Annotated in this window: 23 protein-coding genes and 1 pseudogene; 16 read left to right on the top strand and 8 right to left on the bottom strand. The window is 66.9% G+C overall.

The window, feature by feature from the left end; genetic code table 11:
- The first annotated feature begins 7 nt into the window (after positions 1-7).
- The gene (locus AC1DES_RS18445) at positions 8-1,108 is read left to right on the top strand and encodes an ABC transporter permease (RefSeq protein ID WP_476897155.1); all 1,101 of its coding nucleotides are present in this window, start codon (positions 8-10) and stop codon (positions 1,106-1,108) included.
- Between the two features lie 9 nt (positions 1,109-1,117).
- Here AC1DES_RS18445 and AC1DES_RS18440 read toward each other — a convergent pair whose 3' ends face one another.
- Positions 1,118-1,576 (bottom strand): universal stress protein, encoded by a 459-nt coding sequence (locus tag AC1DES_RS18440; RefSeq protein ID WP_476897154.1) that lies wholly within the window; start codon positions 1,574-1,576, stop codon positions 1,118-1,120.
- Between the two features lie 155 nt (positions 1,577-1,731).
- On the opposite strand from AC1DES_RS18440, the gene AC1DES_RS18435 reads away from it, so the two are divergent.
- A complete protein-coding gene (locus tag AC1DES_RS18435) occupies positions 1,732-2,634 on the top strand; it encodes an SDR family NAD(P)-dependent oxidoreductase (RefSeq protein ID WP_476897153.1) in 903 nt (300 codons plus the stop codon).
- 56 nt (positions 2,635-2,690) lie between these two features.
- On the opposite strand, the gene AC1DES_RS18430 is transcribed toward AC1DES_RS18435, so the two are convergent.
- Together AC1DES_RS18430 and AC1DES_RS18425 are read right to left on the bottom strand one after the other, a co-directional pair.
- The gene (locus tag AC1DES_RS18430; protein ID WP_476897152.1) at positions 2,691-3,200 is read right to left on the bottom strand and encodes a mycothiol transferase; all 510 of its coding nucleotides are present in this window, start codon (positions 3,198-3,200) and stop codon (positions 2,691-2,693) included.
- A 113-nt stretch (positions 3,201-3,313) separates the two neighbouring features.
- Positions 3,314-4,576, bottom strand: a complete 1,263-nt coding sequence (locus tag AC1DES_RS18425; protein ID WP_476897151.1) for a right-handed parallel beta-helix repeat-containing protein — start codon at positions 4,574-4,576, stop codon at positions 3,314-3,316.
- Positions 4,577-4,903: 327 nt separating this feature from the next.
- Between AC1DES_RS18425 and AC1DES_RS18420 the strand changes: the two genes are divergently transcribed.
- Positions 4,904-5,938, top strand: a complete 1,035-nt coding sequence (locus AC1DES_RS18420; RefSeq protein ID WP_476897150.1) for an alpha/beta fold hydrolase — start codon at positions 4,904-4,906, stop codon at positions 5,936-5,938.
- On the opposite strand, the gene AC1DES_RS18415 is transcribed toward AC1DES_RS18420, so the two are convergent.
- Together AC1DES_RS18415 and AC1DES_RS18410 are read right to left on the bottom strand one after the other, a co-directional pair.
- Complete coding sequence (locus tag AC1DES_RS18415) at positions 5,935-6,534, bottom strand: TetR/AcrR family transcriptional regulator (RefSeq protein WP_476897149.1); 600 nt, start codon at positions 6,532-6,534, stop codon at positions 5,935-5,937. The genes AC1DES_RS18420 and AC1DES_RS18415 overlap by 4 nt on opposite strands.
- Before the next feature lie 881 nt (positions 6,535-7,415).
- Positions 7,416-8,435: an LLM class flavin-dependent oxidoreductase gene (locus tag AC1DES_RS18410; RefSeq protein ID WP_476897148.1), complete on the bottom strand. Its 1,020-nt coding sequence runs from the start codon at positions 8,433-8,435 to the stop codon at positions 7,416-7,418.
- Positions 8,436-8,590: 155 nt separating this feature from the next.
- Here AC1DES_RS18410 and AC1DES_RS18405 point away from each other — a divergent pair, with 155 nt between their 5' ends.
- The 4 genes from AC1DES_RS18405 (at position 8,591) to AC1DES_RS18390 (ending at position 13,375) form a co-directional block, all read left to right on the top strand.
- Positions 8,591-9,559 carry a DMT family protein gene (locus tag AC1DES_RS18405; protein WP_476897147.1) on the top strand — a complete coding sequence of 323 codons (969 nt, stop codon included), beginning with the start codon at positions 8,591-8,593 and terminating at the stop codon, positions 9,557-9,559.
- Between the two features lie 147 nt (positions 9,560-9,706).
- The gene (locus AC1DES_RS18400; protein ID WP_476897146.1) at positions 9,707-10,555 is read left to right on the top strand and encodes an SDR family NAD(P)-dependent oxidoreductase; all 849 of its coding nucleotides are present in this window, start codon (positions 9,707-9,709) and stop codon (positions 10,553-10,555) included.
- A 131-nt stretch (positions 10,556-10,686) separates the two neighbouring features.
- Positions 10,687-12,120 (top strand): MBL fold metallo-hydrolase, encoded by a 1,434-nt coding sequence (locus AC1DES_RS18395; RefSeq protein WP_476897145.1) that lies wholly within the window; start codon positions 10,687-10,689, stop codon positions 12,118-12,120.
- Positions 12,071-13,375 (top strand): MFS transporter, encoded by a 1,305-nt coding sequence (locus AC1DES_RS18390; protein WP_476897144.1) that lies wholly within the window; start codon positions 12,071-12,073, stop codon positions 13,373-13,375. Before AC1DES_RS18395 ends, AC1DES_RS18390 begins: the two co-directional genes overlap by 50 nt.
- 73 nt (positions 13,376-13,448) lie before the next feature.
- On the opposite strand, the gene AC1DES_RS18385 is transcribed toward AC1DES_RS18390, so the two are convergent.
- The 3 genes from AC1DES_RS18385 to AC1DES_RS18375 all read right to left on the bottom strand — a co-directional run bounded on the left by AC1DES_RS18385 (position 13,449) and on the right by AC1DES_RS18375 (position 15,283).
- Positions 13,449-14,213, bottom strand: a complete 765-nt coding sequence (locus AC1DES_RS18385) for a sulfite exporter TauE/SafE family protein (protein ID WP_476897143.1) — start codon at positions 14,211-14,213, stop codon at positions 13,449-13,451.
- A complete protein-coding gene (locus tag AC1DES_RS18380) occupies positions 14,210-14,827 on the bottom strand; it encodes a rhodanese-like domain-containing protein (RefSeq protein ID WP_476897142.1) in 618 nt (205 codons plus the stop codon). Before AC1DES_RS18380 ends, AC1DES_RS18385 begins: the two co-directional genes overlap by 4 nt.
- A 153-nt stretch (positions 14,828-14,980) precedes the next feature.
- Complete coding sequence (locus AC1DES_RS18375; RefSeq protein ID WP_476897141.1) at positions 14,981-15,283, bottom strand: rhodanese-like domain-containing protein; 303 nt, start codon at positions 15,281-15,283, stop codon at positions 14,981-14,983.
- Between the two features lie 111 nt (positions 15,284-15,394).
- On the opposite strand from AC1DES_RS18375, the gene AC1DES_RS18370 reads away from it, so the two are divergent.
- The 9 genes and pseudogenes from AC1DES_RS18370 to AC1DES_RS18330 all read left to right on the top strand — a co-directional run.
- On the top strand, positions 15,395-16,690 hold the full coding sequence (locus AC1DES_RS18370; protein WP_476897140.1) for an MFS transporter: 1,296 nt from the start codon (positions 15,395-15,397) through the stop codon (positions 16,688-16,690).
- Positions 16,691-16,966: 276 nt separating this feature from the next.
- Entirely contained in the window at positions 16,967-17,245 is a 279-nt protein-coding gene (locus AC1DES_RS18365) for a hypothetical protein (protein WP_476897139.1), read from the top strand.
- Between the two features lie 51 nt (positions 17,246-17,296).
- Complete coding sequence (locus AC1DES_RS18360; RefSeq protein WP_476897138.1) at positions 17,297-18,229, top strand: ABC transporter ATP-binding protein; 933 nt, start codon at positions 17,297-17,299, stop codon at positions 18,227-18,229.
- A gap of 5 nt (positions 18,230-18,234) precedes the next feature.
- Entirely contained in the window at positions 18,235-19,539 is a 1,305-nt protein-coding gene (locus tag AC1DES_RS18355) for an ABC transporter permease (RefSeq protein WP_476897137.1), read from the top strand.
- Complete coding sequence (locus AC1DES_RS18350) at positions 19,536-20,408, top strand: hypothetical protein (RefSeq protein ID WP_476897136.1); 873 nt, start codon at positions 19,536-19,538, stop codon at positions 20,406-20,408. Before AC1DES_RS18355 ends, AC1DES_RS18350 begins: the two co-directional genes overlap by 4 nt.
- 41 nt (positions 20,409-20,449) lie before the next feature.
- The gene (locus AC1DES_RS18345) at positions 20,450-20,956 is read left to right on the top strand and encodes a hypothetical protein (protein WP_476897135.1); all 507 of its coding nucleotides are present in this window, start codon (positions 20,450-20,452) and stop codon (positions 20,954-20,956) included.
- Positions 20,957-21,032: 76 nt separating this feature from the next.
- Positions 21,033-21,611, top strand: a complete 579-nt coding sequence (locus AC1DES_RS18340) for a type 1 glutamine amidotransferase domain-containing protein (protein WP_476897134.1) — start codon at positions 21,033-21,035, stop codon at positions 21,609-21,611.
- Positions 21,612-21,766: 155 nt separating this feature from the next.
- Positions 21,767-22,996 carry an amidohydrolase gene (locus tag AC1DES_RS18335; RefSeq protein WP_476897133.1) on the top strand — a complete coding sequence of 410 codons (1,230 nt, stop codon included), beginning with the start codon at positions 21,767-21,769 and terminating at the stop codon, positions 22,994-22,996.
- 146 nt (positions 22,997-23,142) lie between these two features.
- Positions 23,143-23,691 (top strand): annotated as a pseudogene (locus tag AC1DES_RS18330) (HNH endonuclease signature motif containing protein); the annotation flags it as partial.

The raw sequence follows: 23,691 nt of genomic DNA, 5'->3' as shown, positions 1-23,691 counted from the left end.
CGCACTGATGGGAGCCCTGCGGGCCGTCCTCGCAATCCCGGCCAAAGACATACTGACGTGGGTGCGCACACCTTCGGCGATCGCGGTCAGCCTGCTCCCGCCGGTCGCCTTCTTGCTGATCATTTTCATCGTGGCCGGCGCAACCGGCCGCAATCCGGTGGCAGTGGTGGCCGAGGACAACGGCCCGCAGGCTCAGCGCCTCGTGTCGATCCTTAATGACTCGGATGCGTTCCGCGTCCAGCGCGCAACCGAAGGTGAAGCGGCGCATCTGCTCGACACCCTGCAGGTGGCGGCAGTCATCACCATCCCCGCCTCGTTCGACGACGACTACGCGATGCACCGGCCGGACCCGGTGCGGATCCGGATCAACAATCTGAACCTGGACTTCACCAACGACCTGCGCCGATCGCTGCCGGCGGCGATCACGCGCTTTTACGAGGGCCAGCCGGACAACCCCATCATGGTCGGCGTCGCGGAGTCGGATCTGCGGCCGCATGACGTGGACCTCGTGCAGTTCGAGCTGGTGCCCATCCTCGTGCTGCTCCTCACGCTCATGGGCGTCGTCAACGGCGGGCTGGCCACCGCCCGGGAGTTTGAGGACCTGACCATCAAGGCGCTGCTCCTTGCGCCGATCGGCCGCGGGGCCCTGATCGCGGGGAAGATCCTGGGGTGCTGGGTGACGACCATGCTGGTCGCCGCACTGGTCCTGGTCCTGTCCGCGGTCTCCGGCTTTCTGCGGCCGGCGGGTTGGTACTGGCTGCCGGCGCTGGCGGTGATCGGGTTGATCGCACTCGCGGCGGCCGGGGTCGGCGCCGCCCTCGGAGGCGCCTTGCGCCGATTCGCGCCGGTGTCGGCGGCCGGTATCAACGTGGCGATCTACTTGTTCTTCCTGAGCGGCGGGATCAGCGTCGCGGCGTTCCTGCCCGGGTGGATCCAGGCCATAGCGCACTTCACCCCGACCTTCTACGGGGTGGATGCGCTGGAGGCCGCGATCTTCTACCAGTCGACCGACAACCTGGGCCGGGACGTGGCGGTGCTGGCGCTGACGGCAGCGGGCGGCCTAGTTTTGGGCATCGCGTCGCTCCGGCGGCGGCTGACCGCCTACTAGGGCCGCCCCTTAGGAGGCCCTGGGCCGGACGACGAGGACAGGGCACGGTGCATGGTTGAGCACCTGGGTGGAAACCGAACCCAAATGGAGGCCGGGGAATCCGCCGTGGCCGCGGGAGCCCACGACGACGAGATCGGCGTCCTTGGCTGCGTCGACTATGGCTGACGCCGGCGAATCACTGTGCACTACCTGCCCCGTAGCCGCGGTGCCCTCACTGGCCGCAATCTTCAGGGCCTCAGCCTGGAGGGTCTCGGCGATTTTTTGGGGGGAATCTTCGGCTGCGATCTCACCGGCGGCCGTTTCCAGAACCGCCGGATACCAGGCCATCGGCGGCTTGCTCCAGGCGGTGACGAGACGGAGCTGCCCGCTGCGCTGCCGGGCCTCGTCCAAGGCCCAACTGAGTGCATTTTGCGAATACTCGGATCCGTCGAACCCAACCACAATCACGAACGAATCGGTACTGCTCATTTGTTTTTCCTTTCACTAGCCTCTGATAGAAGCCTAAACCTGGCACGGCAGCCCCGCCCCGTTTTCACACTCTCCAAGGGTCGTCGCTCCAGGGCACGCGGATCGGTAGCCTTGGAGCCGAGACCGCAGACACCATCTTCGAGAGGAAAACCGTCATGCCGCTGCCCCCCTTCCAGTTCAACGGCGCACATGCCGTGCTCACCGGCGCTGCCAGCGGAATGGGCGAGCAGATGGCCCACCAGCTTGCCGAGCGCGGGACCCACCTTGTCCTGATCGACCGCGACAAGCTCCGGCTGGAGGCAGTTGCGGACCTCATCCGGCGGCTGCATCCTGCCCTCCCTGTGCACGCTGAGGTCGCCGACCTCGCGGACGCTGAGACAGTCGAGGCGCTTGTCGGGCGCGTGCTGGCGGTCTCGCCCCGGGTCGACCTGCTCATCAACAACGCCGGCGTCGCCCTGGCCGGTGCTTTCGCCGACCTGAGCGCGGAAGAGTTTGACTGGGTCCAGAGCATCAACTTCCGGGCACCGGTCATGCTGTGCTGCGGGCTGCTCCCGGCCCTGCTCCGCTCCCCTGGCAGCCACATCGTCAATGTCTCGAGCCTGTTCGGCCTCATCGGCCCCGCGGGGCAATCGGCGTACTCCTCAAGCAAGTTCGCCCTCCGCGGCTTCAGTGAAGTGCTGCGCCACGAGCTGGCACCCCGGGGCATTGGCGTCACTACCGTGCACCCGGGCGGCATCCGGACCCGCATCTCCGAGAGTGCCCGCGTGGCGGCCAGCGCCAACGCCGAACAGGCGGCAGCCGGAAAAGCCGCGTTCGCCAAGCTGCTGACCTACCCCGCCGACAAGGCCGCAGCGAAGATCCTCGACGGCGCACACCGCCGCCAGGGCCGGGTACTCATCGCGTTCTCCGCCATAGCCCCGGATGTCATCGCCCGGCTCTTCCCCGTGCACTACGCCGCGGTCCTGAAGCGGCTGCTGCCCGGTACTTCGCGGTGGCGGAAGTCGGTCACCGCCGGCCCCAAGGGCACACGGCGGCCGAGCGGTTCATCGTCCCGTTAGCATGTGCAGGATCGCCGCCGCCGGCCGGCCTCCCCTGACGCCGCCGGCGGCCTCCCCTAACGGTGCGCAGGGTTCAGACCCTTGGCGTACGCCGCCTGTCCCACGTGCTGGAGGCAGTCGGCAATGGTGCTGACCAGCCGCACCCCGAGCGTGACCGGCGGGTCCCAGCGGGTATCGACGACGCGGTCGAAATCGTCGTCGCCGAGACTCTTCAGGAACTCCACGGTCTGCCGGTGGACGGCGTCGCAGTAGTCGAGCAACAGCTCCGGCGGAGCCTGGACCGCGTCGACCTGGCTGCTCGAATGGCCGTAGCCCGTGTCGCGTTTGGGAAGCGGCAGACCAAACCGCCCGGCAAAGTCCTGCGAGGTCCAGATCTGCTCCAGTCCTGCCACGGAGGCGAGCTGCGCGTCCTCGACCCGGCTGAGGTGCCAGATCAGCCAGGCCATGGAGTTTCCGTTGCCTCCCGGCCGGCGACGCAGTGTCTCGTCGTCGACCCCTGCAAGGGCGGCGGCCGCGGCCTCATGGATCCGGCCGAAGGCGTCCAGCAGCAGTTCGTTGGATTTCATCGAGTCCCCTCACGGTGCGAAGTCGCTGAGACCCCATGCTTGCATGCAGACCGCACCGCCGGATAGGGCACGCGGCGGCTTACGCAGAGGCGCGCAGCCGGGCCGCCGCCTCATCAGCAGTTGGGCGAGTCAAACTCATAGGCCCCGGAGTCAGCGGCTGCCGTTCCGTTGCAGTCCCCGTCCTGGGGCACCGCGAGCCCTGCCAGGTCGAAGCCGGAAGGACTTGTTCCGGCGCGGTCGATGGCCGGGCTGGTGCCGGTCAGGTGGAGGTCGGCCGGTGCGTTCACGAACCGCGCCGGCGCCGTAGTGGACGTACTGTTGGGCACGAAGTTGACCGGGCCGTTGAGGACATTCTGTTTTTCGGTCCACCCGGAGCCGTTGATCCACAGGGAGTTCTTGGCGCCGGCCAGGATGTTGCCGCGGATCACCGTGGACGAAGGGCAGCTTGCGTGGCAGACAATCGCCTGGGACTGCGGACCGTTCAGATAGACGGTGTTGAACTCAAACACCGTGCCGTTCGTGGGTCCGAACGAGGTCCCCGATCCACGCGCGATCAGGCCCTTCGCCTGGGAGCAATTGGCACCACAGGTCGCGCGGACCAGGTTGTAACGGTAGGTATTGCCGTCCGCGGTTCCCGTTGACCTTCCAATCTCGGAGAAGTTGTTGTTGTCCAGGGCCACATTGTGATGAATGTTGTTCCGGTTGCCGTTGTAGATCTCGAAGGAACTGCCGTCACGGCCGTAGTCGTAGGAGAACGCGCCCGAGCCGCTGACCGTGTTGCCGGACAGTTCATTGTCGTTGCCGTTGATCAGCACACCGGAGGCGCCGGAGTCGTCATTGCAGTTCACCGCCTGGGGCGTTCCGCAATTTGTGCCTGCCGTAAGCACGCTCATGATGTTGTTGTCCGTCAGCACATTGCCGGTGTATTTTCCGAAGTCAGAGCCGTACCCAATTTTGAGGCCCACCGCGTTGTTTGAGGCGCTGGAGTTCCGGACGGTATCGCGGTCGCCCGTGATGCTGATCCCTCCATAGCCGCAGGAGACGCCGCGCAGTCCGTCAACAACGGTGTAGTTGCCGTTGATCCTGATGCAGTTTCCCGACTTGCCGCCGGTAATCGTCGGAGCGTTGCCGCTGCCGTAACCGTTCAGGGTGATGGGCGCGGCGTCAGTTCCGCTCTGGCCGGTCACAACGCCTCCGGCCCAGGTGTCGCCCCTCCGAAAACTCACGGTGTCGCCGGCGTTCAGGACGATGGAGTTGACCTTTGCCAGTGACTTCCAGGGCGTGGAGCTTGAGGTTCCCGCATTGCTGTCGCTCCCCGCGGCGCTGACGTAGTACGTGGTGCCCGCCGCCTGGGCCGGCGTCGCGAGTCCTGCCATCAACCAACTGACTGTGAGGAAGGTGCTAAGTAACGCTGTGGCAGACGACTTCGTTTTCATGGTGATCCTTACGGTCTGATGGTGCACGGAGGCCAGCCGGGGCCCGAAGCTGTGTTTGCTGCTGCACTTCAGGCATGAATCGAGGCTCAGTCCCGGTTCATCCGCTGAACCTAGTGGCGGCGGGTTGCGAAAAGCTGGAGTCGGCCGTGCTTTATCTCAAACAGCGTTGTATTATTTATGTAGATCATCGGAATTGCCCGGCCAGCCGGAAGCCAGCGCGGAGACGTCGCCCCGCACGCCTAAGTCCCTACTTCCTGGAGCCCTCCCATGCCACTGCGCCTCTTCCCCCGCACCCGTTCCACCCCGGACCAACTGCCCCGCAAGCATCGGCGGAGGCGGGGCCTCCGCGTGACAGGGGTCGTGGCGCTGAGTCTCGCCGGGCTGCTCCTGGCTTCGACGTCGGCCAATATCCTGATGGAAGCGCGCGAAAAGGCCACCTCAGCGGCGTACGGGCAGAGGATCCAGATCGACGGCGGCGCCATCAACGTCACCCGAGCCGGCGGTACCGGTCCGACGATAGTGCTGCTCACTGGGCTCGGGACTGCCGCGCCGGCCCTCGACTTTGCGCCGCTTCTCCGGGAATTGGGCGGCTTCCAAACAGTGGTGGTCGAAGGGTTCGGCTACGGCTACAGCGACATGGCCGTCCGGCCGCGTACGCTGGAAAACATCTCCGACGAACTTCATGAGGTGCTGTCAAAACTCCACATCAAGGCGCCCTACACCCTCATGGGTCATTCGATTGCCGGCTTTTCCACGCTTTACTACGCCAACAAATATCCCGGGGAGGTGTCCGCGGTAATCGGCATCGACCCCACCGTTCCGGCCGCCAAGGCATCCGCGGGCCCCTCCCCCGGCTCCGCGGAGATGCCCGCAGCGGACAACTTCTGGGCGCATATTCCCTCCACGACAGGCCTGGTCCGCTGGGCCGAGGCTCTGGGGTATGGGGAACCCGACGGCAACAGCTTCACTGCAGCCGAGCGTCAGCAGATGCGCCAGATGACCAGCTGGAACTTCGGAAACCAGGCCGTCACCGACGAGACCCTCCGGATGGGCGAGAACGCCGCGAAACTCCAGGATGTCCGGTATCCCGATGCTTTGCCAGTGCTGGATTTCCTGTCCCAGGACACCATGAATCAGCAGCCGGACTGGTTCGGAGCGCACGAACGCCAGTTGGCCAATGTGAAGCGCCATGAGCTGGTGGTCCTCGAAGGCGGCCACTACCTGCACTGGACGCAGTCCAAGGCCATGGCTAAGAAAATCCGGGATTTCCTGGGCCAAAGCGGCGAGAAGCCACTCCCCTAGTGCGGAGCCGGATCCGTCGGCGGGATCAGAAGCGCCCGGATGGTTGACGGAAGGATGTCTGCTGCGGCAACCTCCTTGAGGCGCCCGGCCCGGATTTCCGCGGCTGCACTGTGCAGGATGGCGTAGAAGCACGCTGCCTGCCATGCAAGAGACTGATCGGTGCGGAAGATCCCCTCGCTCCGGCCCTTTTCAAGCACCGTCATCACCCGCGCGAGCGGTTTGTCGTGGTGGGCCCGGATCTGGTCGGCTGAGAAGTATTTTTCGGCCGCTGCCAGAAGCGAGTTGAACTGGTAGAGCACCCGCCATGATGACTGGACGAGCTCCCGGAGGGATGTCCAGGTGTCCTGCTCAAGGTCCACTGCGGCGAGTTCGGCCTCGGCACGGTCCATTGTCCGGGCGAAAACTGCGCCGACCAGCTCCTCCCGGTCCGCGAAGTGTCCGTACAAGGTCACCCTGCCCACCCCTGCTACGCGGGCAATCTCAGACATGCTCGCTCCAGGATTGTCGCTCAGGCAGGTCAAGGCGGCATCGGTGATGGCGTCCTTGTTCCGGACGGCGTCCGCCCGCTTGGTCCGCTCCTTTTGCACTTCAGACATCCGGCCTGCCCCGCCCATCCGACTACTCAAACAATTATGTTCAGGTTACCAGCGGGGCCGGTGCGCCAGTGGCGCTCGCTGTCCGAGTCAAGGTAGCCCTTGACGGAGGGGGTGGCTGGCGCTTGTGAATGAGCGGTCTGTTCGATGTTTCGCTTGAGGACAGCCAACATACGTGCCTGCATAACCCAGACAACCGGGACGTAGAGCCAAAGGAAGACGAAGCTTTCAAGCCATCGGGGCCGGAGGGTTTGGTAACCGCCGATAACAAGACGCGTGCGCCCGCCGGGCAACTCGTTGAGGCGGAAACCCCTAGGCCTTCGGTGTAGGCAGGTGGACGTGGTTGCTTCGGATCGATGCTGCGGCCCCGCAAGTCGCTCAAACCGTGCAGTCCCAGGAACCGGTTCTCTTCAAGAACCGCGACCGCGTAGGAGTCCACCAGCCGGCGGCCGGGAGCCCAGAACTTCAAGTAGTCGCCGATAGCGATGTCTTGCCACTCCGGGTGGACCGCACGGGCGCTTGGGCGTCCAGCGTTGTCGAGGCGGTCCCAGGAGTACCAACCGCCACGGCCCCCGCCCATCTGGACGAGCCACGGCCAGACCTGATCGGGGGGCGCGTCTATTGTGACGGCCATCGTTGCCGCCCTCTGCCCGTCCGGGACCACTTCGGCACCAGGGTAGGGTGCACAGGCTTCCTCATCGCTTGCGCCCCAGCGCATGAGCCGGGGGCGCGCCCAGCCTCCGTAGACGACTGCTGCCGCTCCGGCCACACCCAGCATCTTGCGTCCGAGTCCCATAGGACAATTGTCGGAGTGTCCGGACTGCCTCGCAACGTGCCGATCCGGGAGTCTGCCCACATGGCCGCCGCGGGCTCGATCAGGCAGGTCAATCCCATCCCAGGGAGGGGCGGAGGTCGCGGGAGATCGACTCGAGCAGCCGGGCGTTGAAGTCCACGCCAAGCTGGTTGGGGACGGTGACGAGCAAGGTGTCCGCCGCCGCGACGGCCGCGTCGCCGGAGAGCTCCTCAACGAGCCGGTCGGGTTCGCCGATGTAGCTGCGCCCGAAGCGGGCCAGCCCGCCGTCGAGGTAGCCCACCTGGTCCCGGGCATCGGCCTGCGCTCGCAGCCCGAAGTATCGCCGCGATTCGTCATCGATCAGCGGAATGATGCTGCGCGAGACAGACACCCGGGGCGTGCGGGTGTGTCCGGCCGCTGCCCACGCCTCCCGGAACCCGGCGATCTGCTGAGCCTGCAACTGCTCGAAGGGAACCCCGGTGTCCTCCGTCAGCAGGGTCGAGGACATGAGGTTCATGCCCTGCTGCCCCGCCCAACGGGCACTGGCACGGGTTCCTGCGCCCCACCAGATTCGCTCTGGGAGCGTCGGCGACAGGGGCTGAATCGGGACCAGCCCGAGCTGCGCGCTGACCTGGGGATTGGCTCGGGCAATACCTGCACCGGAGATGGCGGCCCGGAAGTTCCCAGTGTGCCGCCGGGCCATGTCAGCGTCGGACTCGCCATCGGCCGGGAGGTGCCCGAAGGATTCGTAGCCAGCCAGTACCGACTCGGGCGAACCGCGGCTGACCCCCAGCTGCAGGCGGCCGCCGCTGATAAGGTCGACGGCGGCGGCCTCCTCAGCCATGTAGAGCGGGTTCTCGTACCGCATGTCAATGACTCCGGTGCCCAACTCGATCCGTGAGGTGCGCGCGGCAATCGCGGCGAGCAGAGGGAATGGCGAGGCCTGCTGCTCCGCAAAGTGATGAACACGGAAGAAGGCCCCGTCGACGCCGACTTCCTCCGCGGCGACGGCCAACTCGATCGCCTGCAGGAGCGCGTCCCGGCCGGACCGCACACGCGAACCGGGGACGTCGCGCCAGTGCCCGAAGGACAGAAAACCGATACGTTTCATAGGAACTGACACCTTCTCACAGGGATTCAGGTTTTCGGAAGCGGGACGGGGCCGGTGAGGCTCGAACGCTGAGCAGCCAGCGTTACCCACCCGGGCTGCCGCCTGACGCCTTCAGCTGCTGAACCGGATCCGGCCGGGTTCGGTAGGGTCAGGTCATGATCCTTACTGCGGCCGTACCGGCGCTGACGTCGTACCACTGGCTCGGCATCCCGATCGCAGCCGCCGGCGCGGTCCTGCTCGCCCTCGGAACACTGTTCCAGCACAAAAGCGTCGAAGGCCAGGCTCCGGCACCCGGCCGAGCCGCCGGAAGCATGGGCGGAGGACGCCTGCAGGCCCTCCTGCGCAAACCGGCATGGCTGGGCGGGACAGCCATGCTCGCCGCAGCAATACTCCTGCAGCTAACGAGCCTGAGGTTCTCGCCCCTGATCGTAGTGCAGCCCATCGGCGCGGTCGCCCTGGTCGTAACCGCCCTGGCCACCGCCCGGACGACCCGCAGGTCCCCCGGGCGCCGGGCCCTGTCAGCCGTGGCTTTGTGTGTCTGCGGAGTGGGCGGGTTCGTTGCCGTCGCCGCCCTGACCGCGCAGGACGTCGAGATCAGCGACCGGCACCTCATCACAATCCTCGCCCTCCTCGGCATCGTCCTCGGCGCACTCGGCACGGGATTTGGTCTCTGGCGGCACCGCTGGGGTGCCGTCGTCTTCACCAGCGGCGCCGGGATCCTGTTCGGATTCGTCGCGGCCCTGGCCAAGACTGTCATCGCCCGGCTGTTCCAGGGCGACTTCGAATGGCTGTCTCTTACCTGCCTGACAGGGCTGGTCATTGCCGCCCTGTCCGGAACGTTCCTGGTCCAGAACGCGCACACCCGGGGCACCCCCGAACTCGTCGTCGCAGGGCTGACAGTCATCGATCCCCTCGTCGCCGTCACCCTCGGCATCGCCATCCTCGGAGAAGCCGACACCGCCCCGCCGCTGGCATTCGCCGCCTTCGTCCTCGCCGGCGCAACAGCCGTCGCCGGAGTCATCCTCCTCGCCACCGTGAAAACGTCACCGGCTAAAACGCCCGCAGCCCACGGCAACGGAAGCGCCGCGGAAACATCCGTCGTCAGGCGTCCAAGACCGCGATAAGTAGCTGTGCGACGGCCCTCGGCAGCCCGGTGGGTTGACGACGCGACCCGGGGCGGTCGGTGGACCTCCGCGGCCGGCCGGCACCCGGGGAACTGTCACCACGCAGGAGCTCTTGCCCTCCTTGGCCGCTGCGCGTAAGAGAGAAGCATGGGTTCGCAACGAGACGTCCTCCGCGGACGCGTGGCGGTCGTGACCGGCTCGACACGCGGTCTGGGGTTGGCCATGGCCCGGCTGCTGGGGCATCAGGGCGCGACGGTGGTGCTGGCGTCCAGGTCGGACGCCGATGTCGCGGCCGCCGTCGAGCGGCTGCGCGCGGAAGGGATCGCGGTGTCCGGACGCCGCTGCGACACGGGTGAACTGGCCGACGTTAAGGTCCTGCGCGACGAGGCCCTAAGCCGCGGGACGCTCGACATCTGGGTCAACAACGCCGGAACCTCCGGCGTCTTCGGGCCCACGGCGTCCACACCCGTCGACGACTTCACACGAGTGGTGCGCACGAACATCCTCGGCACGTTCCACGGGTCGAGGGTTGCGTTGCCCGTGTTCCTCGCCCAAGGCCACGGCGACCTCGTCAGCGTCTACGGCCAGGGGGACCAGGGGCCGGTGGCGCTGCAGAACGCGTACGCGTCGAGCAAGCGGTGGGTCCGCCAGTTCACCGAGACGTTGCGGCTGGAGACACGAGGCACCGGCGTCCGGGTGCATGGCATGAACCCTGGCCTGGTGATGACGGACATGCTGGGGCACGTCACGTCCCAGCCCGGGTACGAGCACCGGCTGGGCGGCCTGCAGGTCGTCGTCGGGCTGTGGGGGCAGACCCCTGACGAGGCCGCGCGCCCGCTCCTGGCCCTCGTAACATCGGACGCCGCCGGGTTCCGGTATCTGACCAGGACGACCATGGTGACCCGCGGGGTGCGCAATGCGCTCGCCGGACGCCTCCGTCGCGCCAGCCGCATGCCCCTGGACGTCACCGTCCTGGACACAGACCGCCGGGGCTGACAGCAGCGCACCCCCGTGCGTACAACCGGACACGGGCGGCTTGCAAGATACCCCCAGGGGTATTACCGTTGTGGTTAGAGGCACGGAGGATCCCTCCCGGAAACTCCCCCACCGCCACCGAAGGAGAGCCCATGCTCATCGAGCGCATCTACGACGAAGACCTCGCCCAGGCCAGCTATTTCATTGGCTGCCAGGCCAAGGGCGAAGCACTCGTCGTCGATCCCCGCCGTGACATCGCCGTCTACCAGGCCCTGGCCGCTTCGAGCGGGATGAAGATCGTGGCGGTCACCGAGACCCACATCCACGCCGACTTCCTTTCCGGCACCCGTGAGCTGGCCGCCGCGACGGGCGCCGCCGCCTACGTCTCCGGCGAGGGCGGCACGGACTGGCAGTACGGGTTCGAGGCCGGGCGCCTCAACGACAACGACTCGATCACCCTCGGCAACATCACCGTCAAAGCCCTGCACACCCCCGGCCACACTCCGGAGCACCTGTCCTTCCTGATCACCGACGGCGCGTTTGCCGACACCCCGGGGTACCTGCTCTCCGGCGACTTCGTCTTCTCCGGGGACCTCGGGCGCCCGGACCTGCTGGACGAGGCAGCCGGCGGCGTGGACACCCGCTTTGCCGGCGCCCGGCAGCTCTTCGCCAGCCTGCGCGATAAGTTCCTGACCCTGCCCGACCACGTCCAGGTCCACCCCGGCCACGGCGCCGGCAGCGCCTGCGGCAAGGCCCTTGGCGCCATCCCCTCCTCAACGGTCGGCTACGAGCGGCTCTACTCCTGGTGGGGCCCGTACCTGGCCGCGAACGACGAGGAAGGCTTCATCAACGAACTCCTCGACGGCCAGCCCGACGCGCACGCCTACTTCGGCCGGATGAAGCGCGAAAACCGCCAGGGCCCGGTGCTCCTGGGCGAACGAAAGCCGCTGGCGGAACTGGCCACCGCCGACGTCGTCCGCGGCCTCGCTGAGGACACCGTGACTTTCGTCGACACCCGCCCCAACGCCGAGGTCCACGAGGGCACCGTCGCCGGCTCCCTGAACATCCCCGCGGGCAAGTCCACGGCGAGCTTCGGCGCATGGGTGGTGAACCCGGAAACGGACAAGAACCCGCTCGTGCTGCTGGCCCCGGACCAGGCCGGCGCGCAGGAGATGTGGGACCACCTGGTCCGGGTCGGCATCGACACCGTGGCCGGCTACGTCACCGGCATCGAAGGGTTGCCCACCAGCACCCTGAAACTGATCCAGCCCGAGGAACTCGGGGGCTTCGATTCCGCGATGGTTCTGGACGTCCGCAACCGCACCGAACATGCGGCCGGGCACATCCCCCGTTCCCACCAGCTCAGCGGCGGCCGCGTCATGTGGAACCTGGACCAGCTCCCGGCCCGGGGCACCATCGTGAGCTACTGCCAGAGCGGCGTCCGCAACTCCGTCGCGGCCAGCGCGCTGCGCCGCGCCGGCTGGCCCGGACACCGGGCCGCCGCCAACGCATATCCTGGAGAACTGGAGCACGGCAATGACGTCCGGCAACACCCCTTCCCGGCAAGGCCGCGCAGTCCGGCGTGAACGCCCACAGCGCACAGGCCCGTCGCTGGGCCTGCGGCTGAACCTGGCCCAGTTCATGCTCCTGGTCGCCGTCAACGCCCTCGTCGGCGGCACGCTCGGACAGGAACGCACCGTCCTGCCCCTGCTGGCAGGACAGGTCTTCCACCTGGACCTTTACACGTCCGCGCTGACGTACATCCTGGCCTTCGGGCTGGCCAAGGCCGGAACCAACTACTTCGCCGGCACGCTCTCGGACCGCTACGGCCGAAAGCCGGTCCTCGTGGCCGGCTGGCTCATCGCCATCCCTGTGCCCCTGCTGCTGATTGTCGGACCGTCGTGGGGATGGATCGTCGCGGCGAACATGATCCTGGGCATCAGCCAGGGCCTGACGTGGTCAACCACCGTCGTCATGAAGATGGACCTCGTCGGTCCGTCCCGCCGCGGCCTCGCCATGGGCCTGAACGAGGCGGCCGGCTACCTTGGCGTCGCCGCCACCGCCCTGGCCACCGGGTACATCGCCGCCAACTACGGGCTCCGCCCGGGGCCGTTCCTGCTCGGAGCCGCCTACATTGCGCTCGGCCTGGGCCTGTCCGTCCTGGCCGTGAAGGAAACCCTTCACCACGCCAGACTGGAGGCCGCCAACCACACCGCGGCCCACGCCGACGCCCACGCGGATCTGAGCAATCGGCAGGTATTCACCCTGACCAGCTTCCGCGACAAGTCCCTGTCCTCGGTCAGCCAGGCGGGCATGGTGAACAACCTCAACGACGGCCTCGCCTGGGGGCTGTTCCCCGTCCTGTTCGCCGCCGCGGGTCTGAGCATAGGGAAGATAGGCATCCTCGCCGCCGTCTACCCTGCCGTCTGGGGCGCCGGCCAGCTCGTCACCGGCGCCCTGTCCGACAAGTACGGGCGTAAATGGCTGATCGTAGGCGGCATGCTCGTCCAGGCAGTGGCACTGGGGATGGTCGCCTTCGGGACCGGATTCGGGTTCTGGCTGGCCGCAGCGGTTCTGCTCGGCGCCGGCACCGCCATGGTCTACCCCACCCTGCTGGCCGCGATCGGCGACGTCGCCCACCCTGCCTGGCGGGCACGCTCTGTGGGGATCTACCGGCTGTGGCGCGACGGCGGATTCGCCGTCGGCGCGCTGCTCGCCGGGATCCTCGCGGATGCCTACGGCATCCCGGCGGCGGTCGCCGTCGTCGGTGCCCTCACCGCGTTGTCTGGAATTTTGGTGGCCGTCCGGATGCGCGGCACCGACCACAACCCCGCAATTTAGGGGCGTCGTCGAGGTATGCAGAAAGCGCCGGAGGAAAGTCCTCCGGCGCCTCCTCTACCCGTCACAGCCACTCTTAGGAGATGATCGCCTGCACAGCGACGTAGGCGGCAATAGCCAGGACCAGGATGCCGAAGCCACGCTTGAGGGCCTTGTCCGGGATCGTGGTGCCGATCCTGCCTGCCGCGAGCGAGGAGGCCATCGCTGTAACCGCGAAGGCTGCCGTGACGGCCCAGTCGATCTGCAGGTCACCCAGATGGGCGGCGAAGCCGGCGGCCGAGTTGACGACGATGATGACCAGGGACGTGCCGACCGTCAAAGCCATCGGGAGCCCCAGTACGAGGGTGAGCGCCGGGACGATCAGGAAACCGCCGCCGACACCGAGCAGGCCGGTCAGGAACCCCACGACGGCGCCTGCGGCGATGGCCTTGGGCAGGCAGCTGCGCCAGTTGACCCCACCGCCGGGCAGCGCGCAGGCTCCACCGGCGGATGTGGAGGGCATCAGCATCCGGACGCCGGCGAAGACCATGATTGCGGCAAAGGCCAGCAACAGGACCTTCGGGTCCAGGACCCGGTTGGCCATCGCACCGAGGTACGCGGTCGCGGTTCCTGCGGCACCGATGATCAGCGCCAGCCTCCAGTTCACCCCGTTCCGTAGCCGGGGCAGCACCGCGACGGCGGAGGAAGCACCGACAACGACCAACGACGTCGGAATCGCCGCGGCAAGCGGCAGCCCCACGCCATAGACCAGGGCGGGCACGGCGAGAATGGATCCGCCGCCTCCGACCAGGCCCAGCAGGCCGCCGACGATCAGCCCGAACGCCGACGCGGAGAGGATCATGCCCGGGCGCCCAGGTTCTGCAGGGCCTGGTGCGCGGTGGGCTCATTGCCGGAGCGGTTCCAGGGCATCCTGGAGAGCATCTGGCCCATGGCGCAGCTGTTGGTGGCGGCGGAGAACGTCAGTCCGGCCCCGATCCCGCCGGCCACCAGGCCCAGCTTCGGCGACACGAATTTCGCCGCGACGATGCTGGCGAGCACCAGGGAACCCGCGGTCATCCGGACCTGGCGTTCCATGGCCCAGGGGCCACGGCCGCGGACCACGTTTCCGCCGGCGGCTGCGTAGGCGGGGACTCCCCCAGACAGGACAGTGGCGCCGGCCAGCCCGACGGCGTCCAGGTGTTTGCGGGCCTGCTCGGCCCGGTTGCCGGACTGGCAGACGAGGACCACGCGGGTCCCCATTTTTGCCGCGAATTCTTCCGTGTGTTCGCTGAGCATGGCCAGCGGCACGTGGTAGGAGCCCTTGATGTGCAAGGAATCGAACTCTGAGCCGCTGCGCACGTCGATGACCATCAGGTCGTCGTGGTTGTTTTCCCAGGTCTGCAGGGTCGAGGCGTCGATGGACTTGGGAGCCGTATCAGCGGAATTGGTCGTGTTCGAGGAAGTGAAGGTAGTCATTATCTCTTTCGGTATATCTTGGAGCATTTCTTGTGGCGGCCCCGGGCTTGCGGGGGCCGCCATCCACCGCACGGCGGCCTTGCAAAGGGCACGGCCGGGGCAGGAGGAAGCCCTGGCTGCATCTGGGGGTGCCGTCCGGGCGTGCTGGGTGGGTCAGCTGGTGGGGAGGCCCGCGGCGGTCCAGTCAAGCATTCCGCCGGGGACGGTGTAGGCGGTGAAGCCTGCGGCTGCCAGCTGTTCGGCGGCCGCGGCGCTGCGGCGCCCGCTGCGGCACACGGCGATCACCGGACGGGACTTGTCCAGCTCATTGAGTCGGCTGGCCAGTTCGCCCAGGGCAATATGCTTCGCGCCGGGGATCAAGCCTTCGACGACTTCAGCCGATTCGCGGACATCCACAATCTGAACGTCACTGTCGCTCTTGAGCTGTTCCTCAAGCTGCTGTGGGGTAATTTCCATGGGCTGAACCTTTCGGTAGGACGAGATTGTGGTTGCCTTCCATCATGATACCCCCGGGGGTATCAGAGCAAGCCAGTCGCGGCCCTTAGCGGTATCTGGGAGACTGTCAAAATGGCAACACCTCCCGGGTCCACAGGACGACGGCCCCCCGCATCCCTCGCCGAACCCGCCGTCGGCGTCCCTCCGCAACGCAAGGTCCTCTCCGTCCTGGTCAGCGGCCAGATCCTCGGCGGCATCGGCATGGGCGCCACCCTGTCCCTGGGCTCCCTGCTCGCGGCACAGCTTTCCGGATCACCAGCGTGGTCGGGCATGGCAGCCACCATGAGTACCCTCGGGGCAGCCGTCGCTGCCGTGCCTCTTGCCCGGCTCGCTGTCGCCCGGGGACGGCGGCGATCGCTGTCCGCCGGGGCCTTTATCGCCGGAATCGGGGCCGTCATCGCCATCACCTCGGCGTCGGTGTCGGTCTTTCCCCTGCTGCTGCTCGGTTTGATGCTGCTCGGGGCGGGATCCGCGGTCAACCTGCAGGCCAGGTTCGCGGCCACTGACCTCGCCCGGCCTGGCACCCGGGCGCGGGACCTTTCGATCGTTGTCTGGTCCACGACCATTGGGGCAGTGCTGGGGCCTAACCTCTTCGGCCCGGGCGAAGCCGTCGGCGCGGCTATCGGCCTGCCGTCCCTGACAGGCGCCTTCGCGTTCTCTGTGGTTGCGCAACTGGCCGCCGCCCTCGTCTACCTGACCGGACTGCGGCCCGACCCGCTGCTGGCGGCTTTGTCGATGCGCGACTTGAGCGTCGAGGCACCCCGGCCACGGAGCGGTTCACTGATACTGCGCAGCAATCCAAGGGCGCGCTACGCAGTCGCCGCCGTCGCACTCAGCCACGCCACCATGGTGGCACTGATGTCCATGACCCCGGTCCACCTCCAGGAGCACGGAGCGAGCCTGGTCATCGTGGGCTTCACCATCAGCCTGCACATCGCCGGGATGTACGCCCTCTCCCCCGTGTTCGGGTGGCTGGCGGACAAAGCTGGCAGGCTGCCGGTCGTGCTCCTCGGCCAGGCCATGCTCCTGGCTTCCCTGCTGATCGCCGGCGTCGCCGCAGACTCCCGCACCGCAGTCACGGCCAGCCTCATCCTGCTGGGACTGGGATGGTCGGCTTCGGTAGTGGCAGGCTCGGCCATGGTGGCCGAATCGGTCCACATCCAGGACCGGCCTGCCGTTCAAGGCATCTCGGACTTGAGCATGAGTGCCGCGGGCTCCCTCGGCGGGGCGGCGGCCGGCCCGGTCCTGGCCTCGGTGGGCTACTCCGGACTCGGTTTCCTCGCGATGACCCTGGTGGCTGTCGTCGTCATCTGGACCGCGCTGCATGCCAGACCTACCCCGGCGGCCCCGCAGCCCGGGCACAGCTAGAACAGACATGGGGAGTCCAGGACGATCGATTCGCAATGCACCGCCTTGCCAGCGAACGTGGAGGAGCTCAGGTTCCCGCGTTGCCGTGCCGGCGGTACTGACGCGCCCGAGGATGCCCCGCGGGCACGACGCCTCGACGTCGCAGACAGCAGGGCATTGCCTGCGGGGCCGTGGTGGTTGATGATCGTCCTGTGCTGATTGGCAGCCACAGGACGCCCGTGCCCTCGTCGATCGGTCCGGTCTTCTGCAACATCCACCCGGAGGGAGCCGAGCCGCGTGAACGCCCTGCACTCCCGCATGGACGTCCGGCACATTCTGCCCGGCATCTTCCAGTCGCTGATTTTCATGACTGGGGCCGTAGTCTACGGAGCCGCGGCCCTGCTCTCGAGGAGCGCCTTGCTCTGGGCCATCTACTCCGTCCTTCTTGGGTGCGCTGTTGTTCTCTCCGTCGGCGTGCTGCGGTACCGTATCCGGCGCGAACAACGGCCCCGATGGATCATCCCCCTGGGAGCGTTCGCCCTGGTCGTTGCCGTTGTCTTCGGCGCCGTGCACTGATCATTGCCGAGGTGACGAGGCATTGCTGGTGGTGCCCGTTATAGTGGCGGCATGACGTGGGGGAACGCGGCCTCGGAGCCGCTTGTGCATATCCAGGACTTCCGGATGGATTTCGGGGACACAACGGTCATCAAGGACCTGTCCTTCGATGTCCGGGCCGGTGAGACGTTCGGGTTCCTCGGGAGCAACGGCTCCGGGAAGACCACTACCCTGCGGGCCCTGCTCGGGATCTACCAGCCCACCGCAGGGACCCTCCACATCGGCGGCAAGCCCTTCACGCCGCAGGACGGCGCCCGGCTCGGTTACCTGCCCGAAGAACGCGGCCTCTACAAGAAAGAGGCAGTCCTGGATGTCATGGTCTATTTCGGCCGGCTCAAGGGCCTGGACAAGGCCCGGGCGAAGGCCTGGTCCCTGGACTATCTTGACCGCGTAGGACTGGCAGAGAAAGCCTCGACGCGGCTGGACAAGCTCTCGGGCGGGCAGCAGCAGAAGATCCAGCTCGGGGTGACGATCATGAACGATCCGGAGCTGCTCATCCTGGACGAACCGACCAAGGGCTTCGACCCGGTCAACCGGCGGCTTCTGATGGACATCATCGAAGAACAAAAACTGGCCGGCGCGACCGTCATCATGGTCACCCACCAGATGGAGGAAGTCGAACGGCTGTGTGACCGGGTCATCCTGCTTAAGGACGGCACCTCCCGCGCCTACGGCACCGTCGAGGACGTCCGGGAACAATTCGGCGGGACTTTCTACCGGATCACCCACACAGGAGCCCTGCCCGACTCACCCCTGTATGAGATCGTCAGCGACGCCGGCGGCCACGCCGAACTCGCCCCCCGCCCCGGCGCGGACGAGACCACGGTCCTGCGCGAACTCGTCAACGCCGGGGCCGGGGTCAGCGCGTTCACCACGGCCAGGACATCCCTGGACGAAATCTTCGTCAGGGTCTACGGCGAAGCCCACGAACTGGCGGAGGCATAACCCCCATGGCGCAGACCACGAAGCTCTCCCCCGCGCTCCGTCCCCCGACACCGCCGGCACTTCCCCGGCGCCGGTTCGCGCAGCACAACCTCGGCACGGTCGTGGGGTTCGAATTCACCCGGACCATCAAGAAGCGCCGGTTCTGGATCGCGACCCTGGCCATCCCCGTGGTGATGGCCATCGTGTTCCTGCTCGTCTACGTCAGCAACACCTCCACCCACGCAAGCGAGGACGCCCAGAAGACCGCGACCCTGTCCTTTGTCTATACCGATGACTCCGGGCTCATCCCGGCCGGCATCGCCACGGCCATGGGCGGCCGGAGAACCACCGACCCCGACCAGGCGGTGCTCGAGGTGAAAAGGGGCCTCACGGACGCATACTTCGCCTACCCGGCGGACCCCGTCACGGCCCCGGTCAAGGTCTATGGGGCCGACAAAGGGATCTTCGAAAACGGCAAATACGACGCCGTCGCCAAACAACTCCTCATCACCTCGGGGGAAGCAAAAATCGGCTCCCCCCAGCTGACCGCGGCTGCCGGCGGGAACGTAAAAATCGAATCCCAGACGTTCAAGGACGGGCAGGCCGCCGGCGGGATCGGTTCGGTCATCCCGCCGCTGGTCTTCCTGCTGATCTTCTACGTCTCGATCATCCTGCTCTCCAGCCAGATGCTCAACAGCACCCTGGAGGAGAAGGAAAACAGGGTCACCGAAATGATCCTCACCACCTTGAACCCCACAACCCTGATCGTCGGCAAAGTCATGGCCCTGTTCATGGTCGGCGTCCTCCAAATGATCGTCTTCCTCACCCCCGTCGCCACTGGCTACCTCTTCTTCCGCGACAAACTCGCCCTCCCCGACCTCGACCTCTCCCACCTGAGCTTCGAGCCCGGACCCATGATCGTCGGGGCACTGCTGCTGCTGGGCGGATTCACGGTCTTCACCGGAGTCCTCGTCGCGGTCGGCGCGGTCATGCCCACCGCCAAAGAGGCCGGCACCATCTTCGGTCCGCTCGTGGCCCTGATCTTCGTGCCCTTCTACGGCGTCAGCCTCATCGTCTCGGACCCGCACGCGCCCATCGTGCAGATCTTCACCTACTTCCCGCTTTCGGCCCCCGTGACCGCGATGCTCCGCAACGGCTTCGGCACCCTGGGCCCGGTCGAATCGGCCATCGTCATCGCCGAACTGTTCATCACCGGATTCCTTGTCCTCCGCCTCGCCGTCCACCTGTTCCGCTACGGATCCATCGAATATTCCCGCAAACTCTCCATCGCCGGGACCTTCCGCAAACGCAACGCCAAACCGATGGCATGAGACCGGAGGGCCGGGATGCGTCCCTGTCCGGGACGGGGCAGCAAGAATCCGTACAGCTGCCCGATGATCTGCAGTTGCCCGCGGCCCTCCTGCCTCCGGAGGTTGCGCCCGGATGGGAGGGCTCGCGTCTGCGCCGGCGTTTGCTGTGGCGCGCGGTGCTGGGCGTGTCCGGCTTCGCCGTCGTGGTCGTTGGCCTGGTGTTTATCTTCGGGTCCCTCACCAGGCCCTACTGGGGCGGGTTCGTCCGTGTCCCGGCGGTCGTGACCAGCCAGCACCCTTTCTTCTCCAGGGGCGAGCACTGCGACCTGGGCCTGGCGTTCACTCTTGACGGCCTACAGCACACTGCAACGTTCGACCCCGCGTCCACGTGCGCGGGGATGCCCAAACCCCGGACCACGGTCACGGCAAGTGTTGACCCGGCCGACCCCTCCCACGCCCTGATCGTGGGCCTGGACCAGTCCCAGCGGAACATGCCGTATTTTTTCGCCATCATGGGCGTTATCGGTCTGGGCGTCTGCGGCGCAATCATGGGACTTGGCGTCTCGACCTACCGGCACGCCCGGACGATGGCCGGCACCGCACCATGGAAACGACTGAGCGTCACCGTCCTCTGGCGGCACATGTACAAGAACGTCACCGATCTGACGCTGGGGGCTCCCGGCCCGGACGGAACACCGCAGATTTTCCAGCTGACGTACTCCGGCCGCGGCCCGTGGCCGAACCGTCCCATGGCAGGGCACGTGTTGGAGCTGTGGATCCTCGCCGACGGCGGTCAGCACGTCCTGTTCTCCGGACCGGACTGCAAGGGCCCCGCCGCGGGGCGGGCCTACGTGCCGAACAGCTTTGAACGACGGACCATGGGCATTTGACCGGCACAGCCCGGAGGAGCAGTCGGGGGTAGATTGTGGACATGGGACAAAATTCCGCAGGCCGTGAAGGTGTGCTCGCTGATCGGCTCCTGGGTATCGCCGAGTTCAGCCACGCGCACTGGTTTTTTGGCAATCTCTATGAGGCCATCGTCAAAGTCCCGAACCGGGTCGCGGCCACCGAAGCAAGCCCGGAACTCCCCCGGTCCCCCTTCGGCGCGGGAAGCCCGGGCCGGTACTACGCGCCGATCGCCCCGGTCATCGCCCCTGCCGCCATCGCTGCCCTCGTGGCGGGGTGGAATCATGCCGACAGCAGGCCCTGGCTGATAGCGGCAGCCGCCAGTTCCACAACGGGTGCGGCCGCTACCGTGTATCTGCTGCGGTCCATCAACCCCAAGCTGTTCTTCAGCCCGCAACCGCTTAGCGAAATGCGCCGCAAGCCCCTGTTGCAGCGGTGGTACAGGGTCCATGCCCTCAGACTCACCGCCAGCGCCGTTGCCCTGGCCGCCATCCACCAGGCACGGACCATCCGGCTCAAAAGCCGCCGCTGATACCTCACCGTCGGCCCTCGGGCGCGAAGAAGGCAGTGGCCGTAGGGACCATTGACGCCGCGCCTAGAATGGCGCTATGGCAGTTCCGGAATATGGCAAAGTACCCCAGGCCGATGCTGGAGGCGCTGCGAAAGCTCTCGTCCTCACCGCAGAGAAGTTTGAAGATCTCGAATTGTACGTCCCAGTCTTCCGCCTCATCGAGGCCGGGTGGAAAGTCGACATCGCCGCCCCGGAAAGGGGCAAGATCACCGGCGAGAGCAGCTGGTACTACGTCATCGCGAACAAGCGCATCGACGAGATCGACCCAGACGAGTATGACCTTCTCGTCCTGCCCGGCGGCACACCGGATGGGGCACCCACGACGGTGCGGAACAACCGCTCGGCGGTGGAAATCGCACGCTCATTCTTTGCCGGCAACAAACCGGTCGCCGCAATCTGCCATGGACCGTATCTCTTGGTTTCTGCGGACCTTGTGAGAGGTCGGCGGCTCACCTCCTATTGGGGAGACGGCGTGCCGGACGAAATCACCAACGCGGGCGGGACATGGGAAGATGCGGACGTAGTGGTCGATGGAAATCTCGTCACCTCGCGATGGCCGATGGACATAGCCGCGTTCTCGAGGGAAATGATGAAGTTGGTTGGCGACGGCGCCTGACCGTTGCGGCGGGTCTGCGACCTCGACGCGGCGCCACGTCCGACTCCCATGAGGACAGATTCCCTAAACCACAAGGTGCCACGTCAGGTCTACGCTGGGATTTGTCAGTTGCGCCCGGATTGCTCAGGCGCCCGGACTCCGAGAGCGTGATGCCCATGAGCAGTGTCGACACAGTCCTGGCAGGGCTCGGTTCCGAGCTCGGCTGGCTCCGCGAGACGTACACCAAGCTGCACAGGCATCCCGAATTGAGCTTTGGGGAGCACGAGACCTCGAAGCTCGTCGAAGAGAGACTCGCTGCGTTCGGTTATTCGGTGACCCGCATGGCCGGCACCGGCGTCGTCGGGGTCCTCGCGAACGGAGGGGGCCCGACTGTCCTGGCACGCGCCGACATGGACGCACTGCCCGTCACCGAGGCCACAGGGTTGGCCTACGCGTCGGCGGTGGACGGGATCATGCATGCGTGCGGGCACGACCTGCACGTCAGTGCCCTGCTCGGTGCGGCGAAGCTCATGGCGGCGGGACGCGGCGCCTGGTCCGGGACCTACATCGCGTTGTTCCAACCCGCGGAGGAAATCGGGGCAGGGTCCAAGGCAATGGTCGACGACGGACTCGTCACCAAAGTGCCACGGCCCGACGTCGCGCTCGCCCAGCACGTGATGCCGATACCGGCGGGGACGGTCGCGACCACGGCCGGACCGGTCCTCTCGGCCGGAGATTCGCTCAAAATCACTGTGTTCGGCAAGGGCGCGCACGGCTCGATGCCGCACATGTCTGTGGACCCGGTGGTGCTGGCCGCCTCGATAGTGCTCAGGCTGCAGTCCGTCGTCTCCCGGGAGACGAAGCCGGGCGACTTCGCCGTCGTCACCGTGGGGGCGCTCAACGCCGGCGCAACGTCGAACATCATCCCGGACCGCGCTATCCTCCTGCTGAACATCCGCACCTACGACAACCAGGTCCGGGCCAGCGTGCTGGCCGCGATTGAGCGGATCGTCAAAGGCGAGTGCTTTGCCGCCGGATCGCCCCGGGATCCCGATTTCGAGTATTACGACCAGTTCCCGCTTACGAGCAACGATGCAGCCGTGACAGAACGGGTCCGGGCCGCGTTCTGCACCCACTTCGGGGCGGACTCCGTGCGCAGCGCCGAGAGGCAAACCGCTTCCGAGGACTTCAGCCGCATTCCAGGCGCATTCGGTGTGCCATACACATTTTGGCTCCTCGGCGGCGTGGACCCCGAGACGTTCCGGGCTGCCGCCGCAAGGGGAACAGTGGCTCAGGACATCCCCGCGAACCACTCCCCGTTGTTCGCCCCCGTGATCGATCCGACTCTGTCCATGGGCGTCCAAACCCATGTCGTCGCCGCGCTTTCGTACCTCGCTGACGGGTAAGCCCCGAGCGCCGGCCGACGGCGGCCCGGATGAGTGGCGCTCCCGTTTGCGGTTGGACGCGCGGGCTCAAAGCCGGTCGCGCCTGCGTGCCAGCGTTCCGCTCCCGAACTCGCTATTTTGTCGGTGGCCGGTCATAGGCTGTGAGTGTGAAGAGCGGAGCGGCTTTGAGTGCGGGGAGCAGGGAGGCGGTGGCGGCTGTGGCCGCGTCCGCTGCTGCGCTGGCGGCTTTCGCGGGCGTGGGCGGGGACGGCGCTGAGCCGTCCGGCGCGGACGGGCTGGGGGACGCGGATCCGTTGCGGGATCTGGCGGATGATTGCCTGGACGGGCTGGCCGAGGTGGCCCGGCTGGAGGCCCGGGCTGCGGCGTTGAAGGTGCGGCTGGCCGCGGAGTATGTGCAGGCGGCCAGGTTGCTGGCGGCTCCGGGGGTGTCCCCGCAGGACCGCGCCGCGTCGGAGATGGCGGTGGTGGCTGAGGTCGCTTGTGTCCTGACCGTCAGCGAACGGACCGCCGGGGCGTTCCTGTCCGAGTCCGAGGCGTTGACGGCGGTGCTGCCGCTGACTCTGGCCGCGCTTGAGGCGGGGACGATTTCCTGGCAGCACGCTAGGATCATCGTCGACGAAACCGGCGGCCTGGACCGCGCCGGGGCGGCGGCGCTGGAGGGGCATTTCCTGGACCCGGACGCAGCGGACGCGGCC

Source organism: Arthrobacter sp. 05T442 (assembly GCF_056395945.1).
This window is presented reverse-complemented; position numbering and strand designations above follow the sequence as displayed.